Source organism: Streptomyces adelaidensis (assembly GCF_016598475.1).
GTDB lineage: Bacteria > Actinomycetota > Actinomycetes > Streptomycetales > Streptomycetaceae > Streptomyces > Streptomyces adelaidensis.
This window is the reverse complement of record NZ_JAEMUX010000008.1, coordinates 26,070-41,690: the sequence shown is the minus strand read 5'-3', so window position 1 is coordinate 41,690 and position 15,621 is coordinate 26,070. Positions and strand designations below refer to the sequence as shown.

Here is a 15,621-nt window from a genome sequence, read left to right as displayed (position 1 = left end):
GCTACGGCGTCGGGGCGACCAGCCGGTAGCCGACCCCGCGCACCGTCTCGATCAGGGCGGGCATCCGCAGCTTGGAGCGCAGGGAGGCGACGTGCACCTCAAGGGTGCGGCCGGTCCCTTCCCAGCTGGTCCGCCACACCTCGCTGATGATCTGTTCCCGGCGGAACACCACCCCGGGCCGCTGGGCCAGCAGCGCGAGCAGATCGAACTCCTTGCGGGTCAGCTGCACGACCGAGCCCTCCACGCTGACCTGGCGGGTGGGCAGCTCGATGAGCACGGAACCAAGGCGCAGCCCGCTGTCACCGGGTACCGCGGCCGCGTCGGGGGCCCGGCGGCGGGCGACGGCGTGGATACGGGCGAGCAGCTCGCCGGTGTCGTACGGCTTGACCACGTAGTCGTCGGCGCCGAGGTTGAGGCCGTGGATCCGGGAGCGTACGTCGGCGCGGGCCGTCACCATGATCACCGGGGTGCTGGTGCGCTTGCGGATCTTGCCGCAGACCTCGTAGCCGTCCTGGTCGGGCAGGCCGAGGTCGAGCAGTACGACCCCGAAGCCGTTCCCTTCCGGGACGAGCGCCTGGAGCGCCTCCTCGCCGCTGCGGGCGTGCGTGACGTCGAAGCCGTGCCTGGCCAGGACCGCGGACAGGGCGGCGGCGACGTGGTTGTCGTCCTCGACGAGGAGCAGCCGCATTCCGGCCCCTTCCGGTTCGGCAGATCATGCGTTTCGGTCATTTGTGCGTCTCGGCTGGCACACATTACGCGGATCCGCATCTCGGGCACGCGCGCATCGGCCCGTTCGCAGTCACACTGATGAGTGAGGACGCCGTCAAGGCCGTACAGGTTCCACGCGGGTTCCGTAACCCAGCCGAAACGGCCCCGCGCAAGCCTGTTACGTGCAGTGTCCGTCCGGCTACCAGATCGTTATGCTCAATTCTCGCTCAGATGTAATGACGCTGGTCGTCGCGGGTCACTACTGTCCTCCGAAACCGAGGAGGACGGAGCCTTAAAGCGATGACCGAAGTTTCGGTGGCCAAGGACGCTGTGGCCGCGACCGATGATCTGGTCGTCCTGAAGAGCGTCAACAAGCACTTCGGCGCGTTGCACGTGCTCCAGGACATCGATCTGACCATCGCCAGGGGCGAGGTCGTCGTGGTGATCGGGCCCTCCGGGTCCGGTAAGTCCACCCTGTGCCGCACCATCAACCGGCTGGAGTCGATCGACTCCGGCGACATCCGCATCGACGGCAAGCCGCTGCCCGCGGAGGGCAAGGGACTCGCGCGACTGCGGGCCGACGTCGGCATGGTGTTCCAGTCGTTCAATCTCTTCGCACACAAGACGGTGCTGGAGAACGTGATGCTGGGGCAGATCAAGGTCCGCAAGGCGGACAAGAAGAAGGCCGAGGAGAAGGCCCGGAACCTGCTGGACCGGGTCGGTGTGGGCACCCAGGCGGACAAGTACCCGGCGCAGCTCTCGGGCGGTCAGCAGCAGCGTGTGGCGATCGCACGGGCGCTGGCCATGGACCCCAAGGTCATGCTCTTCGACGAGCCGACCTCGGCCCTCGACCCCGAGATGATCAACGAGGTCCTGGAAGTCATGCAGCAGCTCGCCCGGGACGGCATGACCATGGTCGTGGTCACCCACGAGATGGGCTTCGCCCGTTCGGCCGCCAACCGGGTGGTGTTCATGGCGGACGGCCGGATCGTCGAAGAGGCTGTGCCGGACCAGTTCTTCAGCAACCCCCGCAGCGACCGGGCCAAGGACTTCCTCTCGAAGATCCTGCACCACTGACGGGCCCGCCGAGGCCGGCGACGGCCCACGGCACCCACACCATGACGGTCCGCATCTCTTCACCATCAAAGGATGTTCACCATGAAGCTCCGCAAGGTCTCCGCCGCAGCGGCCACGGCCCTCGTCCTCGCTCTCACGGCCACCGCCTGTGGTGGTGACGACAGCACGGACAGCGGGTCGGACTCCACCTCCACCTCCGGCGGCGGTGACAAGATCAAGGTCGGCATCAAGTACGACCAGCCCGGTCTCGGCCTGAAGGAGCCCGACGGTTCCTTCGCGGGCTTCGACGTCGACGTGGCCACCTATGTGGCCAAGGAACTCGGCTACGAGCCCGACCAGATCGAGTTCGTCGAAACCAAGAGCGCCGACCGTGAGAACGCGCTGGCCCGCGGCGACGTCAAGTTCATCGCGGCCACCTACTCGATCAACGACGAGCGCGCGAAGAAGGTCGACTTCGCCGGCCCGTACCTGCTGGCCCACCAGGACCTGCTGGTCAAGGCCGACTCCGACATCACCAAGGGCACGGACCTCAACGGCAAGAAGCTCTGCTCGGTGACCGGTTCCACCTCGGCGCAGAACGTCAAGGACTCGATCGCCCCGGACGCCCAGCTGCGTGAGAACAGCGGCTACTCGGAGTGCCTCGCCGGTCTGCAGAGCGGCGCCGTGGACGCCCTGACCACCGACGACTCGATCCTCGCGGGCTACGCCGCCCAGGAGCAGTACAAGGGCAAGTTCAAGCTCGCGGGTCTGAAGCTGAGCAACGAGAACTACGGCATCGGCGTCAAGAAGGGCGACACCGCGACCGTGGACAAGATCAACGCCGCCCTGGAGAAGATGGTCAGCGACGGCTCCTGGGAGACCGCGGTCAAGGAGAACTTCGGCCCGGCCGACTACAAGAACGAGCAGGCCCCGAAGATCGGCGACATCGTCAAGTAAGCGGGTTTCCGCAACCAGCGCGGTTCGCACACGCGCCGCCGCCCGCCGCAAGGCGCGGTAGGGGCGGCGGCGCGGTGCGCCTGCCACCTACGCCACACACCCGGAAGCGCGGGAGACAGTGTTCGACTTCCTTTCAAACTATGACGACCCGAGCCTGTTGGGCGCCTTCTGGATGACGGTCAAGCTCACCGTCTTCTCGGCCGTCGGCTCCATGGTCTGGGGGACCATGCTGGCCGCCATGCGCGTCAGCCCCGTCCCCCTGATGCGGGGCTTCGGCACCGCCTACGTGAACATCGTGCGGAACATCCCGCTGACCGTCATCATCGTCTTCACCTCGCTCGGCCTCGCCGACATCTTCGGTATGACGATGGGCGCGCCCGACGACTTCAAGGTCCAGGGCTTCCGGCTCGCCGTCCTCGGCTTCGTCGCCTACACCGCGGCCTTCGTATGCGAGGCGATCCGCTCCGGAATCAACACCGTGCCCGTCGGCCAGGCCGAGGCGGCACGCGCCATCGGACTGAGCTTCTCCCAGGTCCTCGGGCTCATCGTGCTTCCGCAGGCGTTCCGTGCGGTCATCGGACCGCTGGCCAACGTGCTGATCGCGCTGACCAAGAACACGACCGTGGCAGCGGCGATCGGTGTGGCGGAGGCTGCCTACCTCATGAAGGAAATGATCGAGAACGAGGCACAGACGCTGCTCATCGGCGCGGTCTTCGCCTTCGGGTTCGTGGTACTGACCCTGCCCACCGGCCTGTTCCTCGGCTGGCTGAGCAAGCGACTGGCGGTGAAGCGATGAGTTCCGTCCTCTATGACGCCCCCGGCCCCCGGGCCAAACGGCGCAACGTGATCCTCACAGTGGTCTTTGTCGTCCTGTTGGCCCTGCTCCTGTGGTGGGTGTGGCGGACGATGGACGACAAGGACCAGTTGGAGTGGTCTCTCTGGGAGCCCTTCACCACGTCCGACGCGTGGACCACCTATCTGCTGCCCGGCCTCGCCAACACGCTCAAGGCCGCGGGACTCTCCATGGTGATCGCCCTCCCTCTGGGTGCACTCTTCGGCATCGCACGCCTCTCCGACCACCGCTGGGTCCGAGGTGTGGCCGGCACCGTGGTCGAGTTCTTCCGGGCGATCCCCGTACTGCTGCTGATGCTGTTCGCCAACCAGGTCTACACGGGCTGGCCAGGCATCAGCGCCGAGGACCGGCCGATGTACGCGGTCGTCACCGGCCTGGTGCTCTACAACGCCTCGGTACTCGCCGAGGTCGTACGCGCCGGCATCCTCGCCCTCCCCAAGGGCCAGACAGAGGCCGCCCAGGCGATCGGCCTGCGCAAGGGCCAGACGATGGGCAGCATCCTGCTGCCGCAGGCCGTCACGGTGATGCTGCCGGCCATCGTCAGCCAGCTCGTGGTGATCGTGAAGGACACCGCGCTCGGCGGCGTGATGCTGCAGTTCACCGACCTGCTCAACTCGCGCGGCACCCTGGCGGCCAATTACGCCAACGTCATCCAGAGCTTCGTCGTGGTGGCGATCATCTACATCATCGTGAACTTCATCATCACCAGCTTCGCGAGCTGGCTGGAGCAGCGGCTGCGGCGAGGCAAGAAGTCGACCGGGGCGGTGCTCGGCCCGGCGGCAGTCGAGGGCACCGCTGCGACCGGCGCGGGAGGCGCCTTCGGTGGCATCGGTATCGGTGCGGGTGACGGAGGCGGCGGAGGCGGCGACTCCGGCAACTGACAGATGATCAGGTGACATCCGCCCAGGGTGTCCCCGAATCAGTTCCCCGGAGGGCAGTGGCATGATCGCCACTGCCCTCCGTCACTTGACGCAAGCACCGGCAATGGGTTGCATACGTTCTGTGATCGTGCACCCTGCTCCAACTTCCTGTTCAGCCACGTCCGCCGGGACGTCACCTCGGGCAGGGAGCGCCGCGCCGTGGACCCGGTGATCATCGTCGGAGCGGGGCCCGTGGGGCTCACGCTCGCCCTTGCGCTGGCGCGCCAGGAGGTGCCGTCCGTGGTCCTCGACGAGGGGCCGGGAAAGGACGAGCAGCGACTCGCGCGGACGGTCGTCCTGCACGACGACACGGCCGCGTTGCTGGAACGGTTGTCCGGCGTCCCGCTCGCGGAGGCCGGGTACCGCTGGGCCGGATGGCGGTCGATGCGGCGCAAGCAGGTGATGCGTCAGGTCCGTTTCGGGGAGGCCGACTTCGAGGAGCCGGACGCCTCGGCCCAGGAGGGGCCGAGAGACCCCCGCAGCGGCCCCGAGGACGTCGTCGAGGGCTCCGCGGACCTCCCCCCGCTGCACATCGCCCAGCACGTCCTGACCGCCGCCCTGCGCGGCGCCATCGCCGGCGAGCGGCTCGTCAAGGTCGCCGTGGAGAGCCGGGTGGACGCCATCGAGCAGGAGACGTCCGGCGTCACCGCCCACACCCGCGGGCCCAAAAGCACGTGGTGGCGTGGCAGTTACCTCGTCGGCTGCGACGGGCCGCGTTCGACGGTGCGCAAGCTCCAGGACATCCGCTTCCCCGGCCGTACGGCGGTGGAGCGGCACGCCGTGGCGGCGCTGCGCGCGGAGCTCCCGTGGCCGGGCGAAGCGTTGCTGCACCGGATGCCGCCGTGGCGGACGTCCGGCCCCTCCGGCGGCGAGGTGACCGCCCGGCCGCTCGACGAGAGCGTCTGGCGCCTGGACTGGCTGCTGCCACCGGGCAAGGACCTGGTGACGCCCGAACTCCTCGTGTCCCGTGTCCGGGAGACCCTCGCCGGCTGGACGGGCGGCTCCACACCGCCGTACGACCTGCTGGACACCGGCGTCCACACCGTGCACCACCGCCTCGCCCGGCGGTGGCGGGTGGGCCGGGTGTTCCTCGCCGGGGACGCCGCGCATCTGCTCGGGGCGCTCGGCACCCAGGGCCTGGACGAGGGGCTGCGGGACGCCGACAACCTCGCCTGGAAACTGGCGCTGGCCTGGCACCACGGCCCGCACGAGGCACTGCTCGACAGCTACCAGGCGGAGCGGCGCGCGGTCGTCGCCGCCCGGCTGCGCGCCGCCGACCAGGTGCTGCCCCTGCTGCGCGGCACCAAGGGCCTGCGGTCGTACGTCCCCGGCTCGGCCCGGGGCCATGACGCGCTGCTCTCGGACGGCCATCTGGGGCGTGGCGCACTGGGCGCTCCGGGGCCGTACGCCGACTCGCCGCTGATGCCCGCGCCCGCCGCCGCGGAGGCCCCTGTCGACACGATGCCGGGCGCCCAGATCGTCGATGTGCGGGTGACCGCCGAGGACGGCTCCTTCGTACCGCTGCGGGACCGGCTCGGGCGCGGGGCGCTGCTGGTGGTGCTGGTCGCGCCGGGTACGGGCGTGTGGGAGCGCAAGCACTGGGTGAGTGCCGGGCTCATGCCCCGGCTCGCGGCCGCCGTGTCCGCCCTGCCGCACCCCGCCGAGCTGCTGGTCGCCGAGCGCTACCCGGGCGCCGCCGCCCACACCGTGCTCCTCGTCCGCCCGGACGGCCACCTCGTCACCGCACTGACCGGTGTGCGCCCGGCCGACCTGTACACGGCGGCGGAGGCCACGCTGGGCGGCGTGAAGCAGCAGTCCGAGACGACCGGGACGCCTGCGGGCTCGCGCTGAAACGCCTGGTTTCTCCCGGTCGGCCGTCACTGTGTGTCCGCATAGTGACGGTCGGTTGACCGCTCCGCGCTGTCATGGTGTACTCCGCTCCGTGACCGACACCTCTACGCGCCTGTGGCGGAGGGTCCATATGGACCTCGTCCGCTATGTGGGCGGCGTGTGTCGACCGTCCTGCTGAATTCGCCTCCCATTACATCCGCGCGCGCCGCCTGTCTGCCGCCGCGCGCGCCCATGCGAACGCACTTCAGGACGGTACCCGTGTCTGTGTCCCCCGCTGTCTCTCCCGCCGCCGCACCGGCTGTCTCCACTCCCACCCAGGCGGACCTGCTCGACTTCGCGCGCCGGACGGCCGCCGACGCCGAGCTGATCGCCTCGCTCCCGCTCGATCCCGAGGGCCGTACGTGGGTGCGACTCGAAGGCCCCGGGGGCAGCGAGGCCTGGCTGATCGGCTGGCCGCCCGGCACCGGCACCGGCTGGCACGACCACGCCGACTCGGTGGGCGCCTTCGTCACCGCCGCCGGCCAACTCAAGGAGTACTCGCTCGCCGCCCGTCTCCCCACCGACGGCTGGCAGACCCTCGAACTCACCGAGGGCGTCGACCGCGAGCGCTCGCTGCCCGCCGGCAAGGGCCGGGCCTTCGGCCACCACCACGTGCACGAGGTGCTCAACGAGTCCACCGAGGAGCACGCGGTCTCCGTGCACGCCTACTACCCGCCCCTGCCCCGCATCCGCCGCTACAGCCGTACCGGCCAGGTGCTCCGCCTGGAGCATGTCGAGCGACCGGAAGACTGGCAGTGAGCAGCCGACGACGCCGCGCAGGTAAGTGAGGCAAGGCTCTTCGCCCGCTTTGTCTTGATCGGCATCCGCGTGACCGCCGCCCTCCCGGAATCCGCGAGACCGCCCCTCCGGCAGCCGGGCCCGTCACCTGCCGGGTCCGGCGCCCCCCTCAGTACCCCTCGTCCTCCAGTCCCTCCGTCTCCTCCCCCTCGTCCTCCAGCGCCTGCCGGACCACCCGGAGCGCCATGCCCTGGGGGTAGCCCTTGCGGGCGAGCATGCCGGCGAGGCGGCGGAGGCGTTTGTCGCGGTCGAGGCCTCGGGTGGAGCGCAGTTTGCGGGCGACGAGCTCGCGCGCGGTGACCTCCTCCTGCTCGGAGTCGAGCCGACCGACGGCCTCCTCGATCAGCGCGGAGTCGACGCCCTTGGTGCGCAGCTCCTGCGTGAGGGCTCGTCGGGCCAGACCCCGGCCGTGGTGCCGGGACTCCACCCAGGCGTCGGCGAACGCGCTGTCGTTGATCAGGCCGACCTCCTCGAACCGCGACAGCACCTCGTCCGCCACGTCCTCGGGGATCTCCCTCTTGTGCAGGGCGTCGGCGAGTTGCTTTCGGGTGCGCGGGGTCCCGGTGAGCAGGCGCAGACAGATCGCCCGCGCCCGCTCCGCCGGGTCCCCTGAGGAATCCCCTTTCGCGGCCCTCGACGAGAAGGACGAACCCCCGTCCTGCGAACGCCCGTCGTTCGCGCCGCCGTCCGGTCCGTCGGCCGGCTCCCCGAAGCCACGCCGCCGACCACCACGGCCGCCGCGCCCGCCACGGGCGTCGCCGCCCGCGCCGCGCGAGGCACCGCCACCGCGCCGACGGGTGCCGACGGCCGAGCTCGCACCGGAGCGTGAGCCGTCCCCCCGCCGACCGGCATCACCGTCGTACGGTTCGCCGCCGTGGAGCTCCCCGTCGTAACTCCCGTCATCCGCGCCGTGGTCCGTGCCGCCGTCCGTGCCGTACGACGCCGTTTCGTCGTACGGCGCCAAGCCGTGCCCGTCCGCGGCGGATCCCCCGGTACCCCCGCGCCCCCGGCTCTCGGAAGCACTGGGGTATGCATGCTCGCCCCAGTCCGTTCTGCGTGTCACGGACTAGCTCTTCGCCGCCGCGGCCCTGGTCTTGGGCGCCTTGGCGGCCGTAGCGGGCACCGCCTTCGCGGCGTCGTCCGCGGGTGTGGCCGCGACCGCGGCCGAGACCGCTGCCGCGTCGGTGCCCGGTTCGGCGGTGGGCTTCTCGGGGCGTACGCCGACGCCCAGCTTCTCCTTGATCTTCTTCTCGATCTCGTTGGCGAGGTCGGGGTTGTCCTTCAGGAAGTTGCGGGCGTTCTCCTTGCCCTGGCCGAGCTGGTCGCCCTCGTACGTGTACCAGGCGCCGGCCTTGCGGACGAAGCCGTGCTCCACGCCCATGTCGATCAGACCGCCCTCGCGGCTGATGCCCTGCCCGTAGAGGATGTCGAACTCGGCCTGCTTGAAGGGCGGGGCGACCTTATTCTTGACGACCTTCACTCGGGTGCGGTTGCCGACCGCGTCCGTGCCGTCCTTCAGCGTCTCGATACGACGGATGTCGAGCCGCACCGAGGCGTAGAACTTCAGCGCCCGGCCACCGGTCGTGGTCTCCGGGCTGTTGTGCACCATCACGCCGTCCACGAAGTAGTTGTGCGTGCCCTCGACCTCGATGTCGAACTTCTTCATGGAACGCGTTAGCGGCTTGACGTGGATGTCGAGGATCTCCGAGGCCACCAGGCGCTCTGTCTCCTCGATGAGCTCCGGCTCGACATCGAATCGACCGCGGAAGCACGGAAGGAGCTTGTACTCCATGGAGGGGTGCACGAAGGGAGCCACCATCTCCTGGAAACGCGCTGACGAGTCCGTGCTGAACTGCAGCACGGCCATCTGCCGCTCACCTGCGAGCCGAAGACTCACGTCCAGGCCATGTGTGTCTCGCAGGTAGTCGACAATGCGCTCCCGTGAGCCTTCGCTCATGGCCTCGACACAGATCTCGATCCGACCCGAGCCGCCTTCCGTACGCTCCTGAAGACCTTGGGAGCGCACCGTGAAACAGCCGTCGTCCATGTACCAGACGGCCAAGGCCAACAGAGTCATCGCCTTGAGGTGCTCCCAGGTGATGTGCTTCTTATCTCCACCGAAGTAGACGACTTCCCTCAGCTCGTCCAGCTCTGGCAGCGGAGAGAAGTCCGCGAAGACCGCGCCCTTCTCGTTCTGCGTCCGAGAGCATCCGATGTTCCCGAGCAGCGAGACCTTCCAGTCCAGGTAGTCGGCCTGCTTGGCACCGTGCCCCATACGGAAGCGGACCCCGGTGCGACCCTTCCTGTTCGGGGAAAGGCTGCCGTCACCCATAAGCGCCCCGAGAACAACCTGCTCCTGCTGCGCGCTCAGTGCCTTCTTCTCGCTGATGAGCACACGATCCCCGGCGATCAGCTCGCCCGCCTCTCGCCAGCCTCCGGGAGTGCGGATCAAGTGGTTCTCAGTCGCGGCGAACTGCGCCTTGCCGTTCTTCCCGGACTTGGCCACGGTGAACTGCAAGAACCGCTCGGCGTTTCCATTCTCGAACCATTTGGTGATGCGTCGAGGAACGATCTTGTCGGTCTCCGGGTCGTAGGAGAGGACCTCCACGTCCATTCGCTGGTTGACGATCTTGCCGATCTTCTCCTGAGTGCCGTCGGCGAGCGTGACCCGAGTCGAGTAGTTGAAGCACCCGAACATCACGCCGATCTTCTCGCGCAGCTGGTTGATGAAGATCGCCGTGGTCTTCGACTGGTTGAGCGCGCTGGTGATCTTCCGCAGGGCCTGGCTCATCAGGCGGGCCTGCAGACCCACGTGCGAGTCGCCCATCTCGCCCTCGATCTCCGCGCGCGGCACGAGGGCGGCGACGGAGTCGATGACGATGAGGTCGAGAGCACCGGAGCGGACCAGCATGTCCACGATCTCCAGAGCCTGCTCACCGTTGTCCGGCTGCGACAGGATCAGGTTGTCGATGTCGACGCCGAGCTTCTTCGCGTACTCGGGGTCGAGGGCGTGCTCCGCGTCGATGAAGGCCACCTGGCCGCCGGCCTTCTGCGCGTTCGCCACGGCGTGCAGGGTCAGGGTCGTCTTGCCGGAGGACTCCGGGCCGTACACCTCGACCACTCGGCCGCGCGGGATGCCGCCGACGCCGAGTGCCACGTCGAGTGCGGTCGACCCGGTGGGGATGACCTCGATGGGCTCGTTCGGCCGCTCGCCGAGGCGCATCACCGCGCCCTTGCCGAATTGCCGTTCAATCTGTGCGAGCGCGGCGTCGAGCGCCTTCTCGCGGTCGGTTCCTGCCATGGGTTCCACCCGATTTGCTTGAGTCGATCGCTTCACGTGAAAGACGCTAACGCCTGCCACTGACAATGGGCCTCGACGGCCGCCCGGCCTGTGGATAACTCGGGCACTTCTCCACGAAAACCCTGTCGAACTCCCGTCGAGAGCCTCGCCGGAGCCTCCATAAGAATGGATGTTCGATTTTAGTGTCAAGCGACACCACGCGGCATCCGGGGGCTACGGCGACAGCCGCCTACGAGGAGCCGTCCTCGGGCCCGGCGTCCCCTCCGGGCCCGGCGCCCTCTTCGGACCCGCCACCGCCCTCGGCCCCCGCGCCCCGCCTCCGGCTCAGCCTCCGCTCCAGCCGCTCACGCACGCGCGTGAGGACGTCACCCTCGCTCCCGCCGTCCTCCCGTGCCTCGTGCGGCCGCTTCCGCAGCCGGTCGAGGAGGTTGCCCGAGCCGCGTCTGCGGTGCCCGTGCACCCGGGGGTCGTCCGTGACGTCGTACCGCTTCACGTACGCCCCGAGGAAGGCCTGCAGGGTGGCGATGGCGGGGATGGCGATGAGCGCGCCGACGGCGCCGAGGAGCGCGGTGCCCGCGACGACCGATCCGAAGGCGACGGCCGGGTGGATGTCCACGGTCTTGGCGGTCAGCTTGGGCTGCAGCACATAGTTCTCGAACTGCTGGTAGATGACCACGAAGACCAGGACCCACAGCGCGTACCAGGGGTTGACCGTGAAGGCGATCAGCATCGGCAGGGCACCCGCGAGATAGGTGCCGATGGTGGGGATGAACTGCGAGACCAGACCGACCCAGACCGCGAGCGCGGGCGCGTAGGGCACGTCCAGGTACTCCAGCAGGACGTAGTGCGCTATGCCGGAGATCAGCGCCATCAGGCCGCGCGAGTACAGATAGCCGCCGGTCTTGTCGACGGCGATCTCCCACGCGCGCAGCACCTCGGCCTGCTTGGCGGGCGGCAGTACGGAACACAGCGCGCGCCGCAGCCGGGGGCCGTCGGCGGCGAAGTAGAACGAGAACAGCGCGATCGTCAGCAGTTGGAAGAGGCCGCCCAGGACCTGCCCCGAGACGTCGAGGACGCCCGTGGCGCTGTTCTGCACGTACTTCTGCAGCCAGTCGGAGCGGAGCAGCCCCTCCTGGATGTCCACTCGCTTGAGTTCGGTGTGGAAGGAGGTGTTGATCCAGCTGATGACGGAGTCGAGGTACGCCGGGAAGTCTTCGACCATTTTGATGATCTGGCCGGCGAGCATCGAGCCGAGCAGCGTGACGAACCCGGCGGCCCCGATCAGTGTGATCAGGAAGACCAGGAAGGTCGCGAAGCCCCTGCGCAGGCCCTTCGAGGCCATCCAGCTCACCGCGGGCTCGATGGCGAGCGCCAGGAAGAACGCGATGAGGATGTTGATCAGCAGGCCGATGATCTGGTGGAAGGCCCAGCTGCCCAGTTGGAAGACGGCGACGAGGGAGAGCGCCAGCACCATCGCGCGCGGCAGCCAGCGAGGCATGCGGTCGCTCGGCGGGGCGCCGGGGCCGACCGGTGGCCGGGTGGGCGGTGCCGTGCCGGACGGGGATGCCTGAGGCTCGTGCTGCGCGGTCTCGTCTGTGGGGGCCACGGACCAAGTTTCGCCCACGCCACCGACAATCGGTCGCCGCCCCCGGATCTTCTGGTGCAACGACCGACGGCCACCCGGTGAAGTCCCTGGGAAATCAGCGGTTTTCGGCCGGAACGCCCACGGTCGCGCACACCACGCGCCACACGTCCTTGGCCTCCCAGCCGGCGTCCAGTGCCTCGTGCACCGTGCGCCCGCCGAGTCCGGACATCACGTGATCGCGCGCGAAGGTGTCGGCGTACCCCTCACCGAAGTGATCCGCCATCCGCTGCCAGAAGACCGTCAACCGCATGACTCCAGTATCCCGCCCCAGGGGGTGGGCCGAGCCAGGACGGCCTGCCGAGACCGCTTTCCGCCCTACGGTCTGACCCATGTCCGAAACCGGAGCATCCCCCCTCCCCTCGTCGTCCCCCGAGCCCAACCCGCTCGCCCGCGCCGAGCAGTTCGTCTGGCTGACCGCGCGGGTGCTGGAGCAGCGCCGCTTCGCCTACCACTTCCTGGACGGGAGCGCCGACGCGGTGGAGACCGCGCTCGCCGCCTATCGCAACGCCGACGAGGGATACGGGCACGCGCTCGAACCCGATCTGCGCGGGCCCGTGAGCCAGCCGCTGCACACCGGGCACGCGCTGCGGGTCCTGGACTCGATCGGGCGCTGCGGCGGGCAGCGGGTGGAACGCGTGTGCCGCTATCTGACCTCGGTGTCGGGCCCGGACGGCGCCCTGCCCGCGGTGCATCCCAGCCAGCGCGGCTATCCGGTGGCCCCGTTCGTGCCGATCGTCGACGACCCGCCCAGTGATCTGCTGGCCACCGGGCCCGTGGTGGGCCTGCTGCACCGCAACCAGGTGTGGCACGCGTGGCTGTTCCGGGCCACCGACTTCTGCTGGCGTGCGGTCGAGTCCCTGGAGAAATCGCACCCCTACGAGATCCACGCCGCCGTGACGTTCCTGGAGTCGGTGCCCGACCGCCCGCGCGCCCAGGCGGTCGCCGACCGGCTGGGCCGCCTCGTGCGCGAACACCGGCTCGCCACGCTGGATCCGGAGCGTCCGGCCGAGTACCCGGTGTCCGACGGTTACGCGCCCGGCGAGCACCACTACCCGCACGACTTCGCCCGCACTCCGGAGTCGCTCGCGCGCGCGTGGTTCACCGACGAGGAGATGGGCCGCTCCCTGGACTTCCTCGCGAGCGAACAGACGGCGGACGGCGGCTGGCCGATCCGCTGGCGGCAGTGGGCCCCGAGCACCGCCATGGAGAGCTGTCCGATCGTGACGATCGAGGCGCTGCGCACGCTGCGGGCGTACGGGCGGTCGATCGGCTGACCGACGGCTGCCCGACTGACTGGCTGCCCGGCCGCCCGGTGCCGGCTACGCACGAACACGCGTGCACGCGCGCGTACATGCACCGCGGCGCGTCACCCCGTCATCGCCCGCACCCCCGCCGTCACGATCACCGCCGCCGCCACGACGAGCAGGAAGGGGGCGCGCAGCAGCAGCGCGACGGCGGCTGCGGCAAGCCCCGAGGCCCGCGCGTCCAGTACGAGGACCTGCCCGTCGGCGAAGGTCTGCTGGGCCGTGAGGGCGGCGAGGAGGGCCACGGGCAGCAGGGCGGCCAGGCGCTGGACGAGTGGCCGTTCCAGAACACCCGTGGGGACCAGCAGGCCGATGAGCTTGACGGCGTAGCAGCCGACGGCCGTCGCCAGGATCGCGATCCAGACGTTCATCGGCCCTCCCCCTGCCGGCCACCCCGTCGGTCGTCCCGCCCCCCGTCCCGTTGATCCTCCAGCCGGCCGTCCGGTTGGCGGTCGGCCCTCCGTCGTCCCTCCGCCCAGAGCACGACCGGGGCGGCCAGCGCGGCCACCAGGACCGGGACCCCGGTGGGCAGGACGGGCAGCAGGCCGAGCCCCAGGACGACGGCGATGCCGGCCACGGCCCGCTCGCCGGTGGTCCTCAGCATCGGTGCGAGCAGCGCCAGGAAGACTGCGGGGCCGGCCGCGTCGAGCCCCCAGGCCTCGGTGTCGCCGATGGCCTCGGCGCCGAGCGCACCGAGCAGTGTGGTGAGGTTCCACAGCACGTAGAGGGCGAGCCCGGTGACGGTGAAGCCGATGCGGGCGGCGCGGCGCGTGGGCTGGGCGAGGGTGACGGCCGTGGTCTCGTCGATGATCCACTGGGCGGCGAACGGCCGCACCGCGCGCGGGAGGGCCAGTACCTGCGACAGACGCAGCCCGTAGAACGCGTTGCGCACCCCCAGGAAGAAGGCCCCGGCGGCCGCCGTGAACGGGTTGCCGCCGGCGGCGAGCGCGCCCACCAGGGCGAACTGGGAGGCGCCGGTGAACACCAGGAGGCTCAGCGCACAGGTCTGCGGCAGGCTCAGCCCGCCGCCGGCCGAGGTCACCCCGAAGGCGAACCCGGAGAGTCCGACGGCGATCCCTACGCCCAGGGCGTCCTGGACGACGGCCCGGTCGGGTTTGGCGCCACCTGCGTCGTGCGGCTCTGCGAGAGCTGTCTGTTCTGCCACACCCCGGACGGTAGGAGCAGCCGCCCTGGTGGGTCTTGTACGTTCTTGCACGCGCCCGCCGCCCCGACGCTCACGTACGTCACCCCCTCCGCTCGCGCGGTCAGCGGTTGCCCGCGCGTTCGCGCTGGTACGCGCCCGGCGGCACGCCCACGATCCGGCTGAAGTGGCGGTTGAGGTGCGGCTGGTCGGTGAAGCCGACCGCGACGGCGGCCTCCGCGGGAGCCGTGCCCGCGTCGAGCAGGCCCCGGGCCCGGCGGACGCGGGCATCGGTCAGCCAGGCGTGCGGCGGCATGCCGTAGGCCCTGCGGAAGGCCCGCAGCAGGGCGAAGGGGCTGGTGCCGAGATCGGCGGCGAGCCGTTCGAGGGTCGGCGGGTCGGTCATCCGGTCCTGGAGCACGGCACGCGCGCGTGCCGCGACGGGGGCGCCGGCCGTGCGGACCGCGCGCTGGGGCTGGGGCCCGCCGTTAAGGCGCAGCAGCCGGGTCACGGCGACCCGTAGCAGGGTGTCCGCGGCGAGCGCGTTGCCCTCGTCCGCGGCCCGCAGTACCTGGTGGACGAGGTACGCGGCGTACGGATCCACGAGTACGGGGCTGGTGAAGCCGGGGGTGCCGCGGATCGTGGTGGTCTCGGCGGCGATCTCGGCCACCACGTCCGGCGACGGGTAGACAGCGCCGTAGCGCCAGCCCTCGGGCACGCCCGCCCGGCCCGTGTGCGGGGTGTCGGGGTTGACCAGGGCCAGCGCGCCCGGGCCCGCGTACCGGTCGGCGCCGCCGTGGTGGAAGACCTCGACGCCGTCGGTGATCGCCGCGATCACGAAGTTCTCGTGGGTGTGCCGTACGAACTTCTTCTCGACATAGCTCGCCCGCAGCAGGTCGACCCCGGGCAGCTCCTCGTAACTCCAGTGCCTCGCCCGCTCCACCGAACCCGTCATGCCCCCATTCTGCGTCGCGCGTCACCGTACGAGCGGCCGTCCGGGCGGCTGCCGGGGCTGCCGTCCGGGCCGTTTCCGCAGGTCCGGGCCGTT

The 15,621-nt window shown here is 70.1% G+C and carries 14 protein-coding genes and 3 pseudogenes; 7 read left to right on the top strand and 10 right to left on the bottom strand.

Features of this window, described 5'->3' with window-relative positions; all coding sequences use genetic code 11:
• Position 1: 1 nt before the first annotated feature.
• Positions 2-688 carry a response regulator transcription factor gene (locus I8N67_RS06490; RefSeq protein ID WP_200301613.1) on the bottom strand — a complete coding sequence of 229 codons (687 nt, stop codon included), beginning with the start codon at positions 686-688 and terminating at the stop codon, positions 2-4.
• Positions 689-1,008: 320 nt separating this feature from the next.
• Between I8N67_RS06490 and I8N67_RS06485 the strand changes: the two genes are divergently transcribed.
• The 6 genes from I8N67_RS06485 to I8N67_RS06460 all read left to right on the top strand — a co-directional run bounded on the left by I8N67_RS06485 (position 1,009) and on the right by I8N67_RS06460 (position 7,143).
• Positions 1,009-1,785, top strand: a complete 777-nt coding sequence (locus I8N67_RS06485) for an amino acid ABC transporter ATP-binding protein (RefSeq protein ID WP_200301612.1) — start codon at positions 1,009-1,011, stop codon at positions 1,783-1,785.
• 81 nt (positions 1,786-1,866) lie between these two features.
• On the top strand, positions 1,867-2,721 hold the full coding sequence (locus tag I8N67_RS06480; protein ID WP_200301709.1) for a glutamate ABC transporter substrate-binding protein: 855 nt from the start codon (positions 1,867-1,869) through the stop codon (positions 2,719-2,721).
• 118 nt (positions 2,722-2,839) lie between these two features.
• The gene (locus I8N67_RS06475) at positions 2,840-3,517 is read left to right on the top strand and encodes an amino acid ABC transporter permease (protein ID WP_200301611.1); all 678 of its coding nucleotides are present in this window, start codon (positions 2,840-2,842) and stop codon (positions 3,515-3,517) included.
• Positions 3,514-4,455, top strand: a complete 942-nt coding sequence (locus tag I8N67_RS06470; protein ID WP_200301610.1) for an amino acid ABC transporter permease — start codon at positions 3,514-3,516, stop codon at positions 4,453-4,455. Before I8N67_RS06475 ends, I8N67_RS06470 begins: the two co-directional genes overlap by 4 nt.
• A 198-nt stretch (positions 4,456-4,653) precedes the next feature.
• A complete protein-coding gene (locus I8N67_RS06465; RefSeq protein WP_200301609.1) occupies positions 4,654-6,345 on the top strand; it encodes an FAD-dependent monooxygenase in 1,692 nt (563 codons plus the stop codon).
• A 231-nt stretch (positions 6,346-6,576) separates the two neighbouring features.
• Positions 6,577-7,143 carry a cupin domain-containing protein gene (locus I8N67_RS06460; RefSeq protein ID WP_200301608.1) on the top strand — a complete coding sequence of 189 codons (567 nt, stop codon included), beginning with the start codon at positions 6,577-6,579 and terminating at the stop codon, positions 7,141-7,143.
• A gap of 148 nt (positions 7,144-7,291) precedes the next feature.
• Here I8N67_RS06460 and recX read toward each other — a convergent pair whose 3' ends face one another.
• The 6 genes and pseudogenes from recX to I8N67_RS06440 form a co-directional block, all read right to left on the bottom strand.
• Positions 7,292-8,245, bottom strand: a complete 954-nt coding sequence (gene recX / locus I8N67_RS06455; RefSeq protein ID WP_200301607.1) for a recombination regulator RecX — start codon at positions 8,243-8,245, stop codon at positions 7,292-7,294.
• Positions 8,246-8,248: 3 nt separating this feature from the next.
• A pseudogene (locus tag I8N67_RS44150) lies at positions 8,249-8,896 on the bottom strand (intein-containing recombinase RecA); the annotation flags it as partial.
• 123 nt (positions 8,897-9,019) lie between these two features.
• Positions 9,020-9,634, bottom strand: a pseudogene (locus tag I8N67_RS44145) (LAGLIDADG endonuclease); the annotation flags it as partial.
• Positions 9,635-10,483: pseudogene (gene recA, locus I8N67_RS44140) on the bottom strand (recombinase RecA); the annotation flags it as partial. It abuts the pseudogene before it with no gap.
• Between the two features lie 229 nt (positions 10,484-10,712).
• Positions 10,713-12,089, bottom strand: a complete 1,377-nt coding sequence (locus I8N67_RS06445; RefSeq protein WP_200301605.1) for an AI-2E family transporter — start codon at positions 12,087-12,089, stop codon at positions 10,713-10,715.
• A 94-nt stretch (positions 12,090-12,183) separates the two neighbouring features.
• Positions 12,184-12,378 (bottom strand): DUF3046 domain-containing protein, encoded by a 195-nt coding sequence (locus I8N67_RS06440; RefSeq protein WP_200301604.1) that lies wholly within the window; start codon positions 12,376-12,378, stop codon positions 12,184-12,186.
• A 79-nt stretch (positions 12,379-12,457) separates the two neighbouring features.
• Between I8N67_RS06440 and I8N67_RS06435 the strand changes: the two genes are divergently transcribed.
• Complete coding sequence (locus I8N67_RS06435) at positions 12,458-13,402, top strand: hypothetical protein (protein ID WP_200301603.1); 945 nt, start codon at positions 12,458-12,460, stop codon at positions 13,400-13,402.
• Between the two features lie 92 nt (positions 13,403-13,494).
• Here the strand turns inward: I8N67_RS06435 and I8N67_RS06430 are convergent, their stop codons facing one another.
• From I8N67_RS06430 to I8N67_RS06420, 3 genes are all read right to left on the bottom strand, one after another.
• Entirely contained in the window at positions 13,495-13,803 is a 309-nt protein-coding gene (locus I8N67_RS06430; RefSeq protein WP_200301602.1) for an AzlD domain-containing protein, read from the bottom strand.
• On the bottom strand, positions 13,800-14,597 hold the full coding sequence (locus I8N67_RS06425; protein WP_200301601.1) for an AzlC family ABC transporter permease: 798 nt from the start codon (positions 14,595-14,597) through the stop codon (positions 13,800-13,802). Before I8N67_RS06425 ends, I8N67_RS06430 begins: the two co-directional genes overlap by 4 nt.
• 100 nt (positions 14,598-14,697) lie before the next feature.
• Positions 14,698-15,528 carry an AraC family transcriptional regulator gene (locus I8N67_RS06420; RefSeq protein WP_200301600.1) on the bottom strand — a complete coding sequence of 277 codons (831 nt, stop codon included), beginning with the start codon at positions 15,526-15,528 and terminating at the stop codon, positions 14,698-14,700.
• Positions 15,529-15,621: the final 93 nt, after the last annotated feature.